The following is a 2020-nucleotide window of genomic DNA, read 5'->3' as shown; positions in this document are numbered from 1 at the left end:
TTCAGTCAAAGTAGGGGATTGTATTGAGTTTACTCATATAGAGGGAGAAGCACAAAAGGAAAAGACACGCGCCACACTTACTAATCTTGAGAATAGTAAACAGGAGTATATGGGAAAGAAAAGAATATATCAGGTTACCTCTATGGGATTATTAATAAAGTCATAGATTTTACTACAAAAGTTAAATTATAGATTTATATATTATATAAAAATTTTAACCATTATACGCATTAAAAAAATCTCAAGAGAATATAGATTGGCGGGTATAGTATGAACATATTCAAAGGGTTTCTAATTTCATCAATTGCAATGACAACTTTTGTAGGAACAGATCTAATCCTACAAAATGATAGTATTCATAATAAAGTTTATGCTGAATCTTATAATGTCACATACAAGGAAAGAGATTCACAGGAAGAAAGATTAATTGTAAAGTTTAAAAATCAAATTGACTTACCTTATGAAGATGGTATTGAGAAAAGAATAAAAAATGGGGATTATGATAACAATTTAAAGGAGTTATTTTCTGAAAATAAAGAACTTACTTTGAATCGTCTGTTCTCATCTGTAAATCCGATAGAGATTGAAAAGTTATCAGTACACTCTAAATCATTTGCTAATCAATCAGCTAATAATTTATTAAATTATTATATTGTACAAGCTCCTAATAACATAGAAATAGAGTTGTTACTGAAAAAATTTGAAACATCACCTCTTGTAGAGGAGACTTATATACAAGAAAAACAAATTTTGACACCCCCTGAAATACAGTTACAAGATTTATCTGTTAATCCGTACGATGATCCTAGATTTAAAAATCAAGGATATCTTGAAGCGGCACCAAAGGGAATTAATGCCTCGCATGCTTGGAGCATTAAGGGTGGTGACGGGAAGGGTACAACTTTTGTGGATATGGAATATGGGTGGTTATTGAACCATGAGGATTTAGTCAATAAAAATATAAAGCTTATGTCTGGACAAAATATAAGCCAGCATAGAGCTCATGGTACTTCAGTTTTAGGAATTGTTTCATCCGAAGATAATCAAATTGGAAATATTGGAATTGCACCAAAAGCAAATGTAAAAGTAATATCCCAAATTAGGGATAATGGAATTTATAATACAGCAGATGCTATTTTAAGTGCTGTACATAATTTACAATCAGGGGATGTTCTTTTATTAGAGGCACAAGCTTCATATGATGGGTATGGGGATAAATATTTACCTGTAGAAGTACATCCAGATATTTTTGATGCAATTCGTGTTGGTGCAGATAAAGGGATTATTATTATAGAAGCTGGCGCAAATGGTTCAAACGACTTAGATAATTTTAAAGATCGTAATGGAAAAAAGATCTTAAATCGAAATAGTCCAGACTTCAAGGATTCAGGTGCTATTATGGTTGGGGCGGGATCATCAACTGTTCCACATAAACGTTTATGGTTTTCAAATTATGGAAGTCGATTAGATGTATATGGATGGGGAGAAAATGTTGATACAACATCAGCAAATCCAAATCAAAATACTACAAATTTATATACATCAACATTTAGTGGAACATCAAGTGCTTCACCAATTATTGCCGGGGCAGCAACTTCGATTCAAGGTATTGCTAAAGAACATCGAGGTTCTCCTTATACACCAGCCGAATTAAGAAATATTTTAAGTAATCCAAATACAGGAACACAATCTCAAGATCCTTGGAATGATAGAATAGGTGTTTTACCTGATTTAAAATCTATATTAAATAACTTAGGTTTTAATTCAGATATACCGAACTCTTCTAGTATTTTAGAAGGAAAGCAGTTTGCATGGTCACTAAAAGGAATTAGTGATTTTGAGTTTGCAAAAATTAATTTCAATAAGTCAACAGAAGAAATGCAAATCGACTTAAAAGCAGGCGTACCGCATCATTATTTTAATGAAACGTATGCGAGTATTAAAGTACAAAATGCAACAGGAAAAGTAGTATACAATAAAGACATTTATGGAAACAAACAACAAAATGCTGAATCGCAAA

The 2020-nt window shown here is 31.8% G+C and carries 1 protein-coding gene and 1 pseudogene; both read left to right on the top strand.

Translation table 11 applies throughout. The features are described 5' to 3' along the window. Positions 1 to 166, top strand: a pseudogene (locus tag CN409_RS32905) (putative mucin/carbohydrate-binding domain-containing protein); the annotation flags it as partial. 104 nt (positions 167 to 270) lie between these two features. Then, positions 271 to 2020: putative mucin/carbohydrate-binding domain-containing protein (locus tag CN409_RS30800; protein ID WP_170955854.1), on the top strand; the 1750-nt coding region annotated here is incomplete at its 3' end.

This window comes from Bacillus sp. AFS012607 (genome assembly GCF_002558005.1).
Lineage (GTDB): Bacteria > Bacillota > Bacilli > Bacillales > Bacillaceae_G > Bacillus_A > Bacillus_A thuringiensis_S.
The sequence above is the reverse complement of the archived record's forward strand: the minus strand, read 5'-3'. Positions and strand labels throughout refer to the sequence as shown.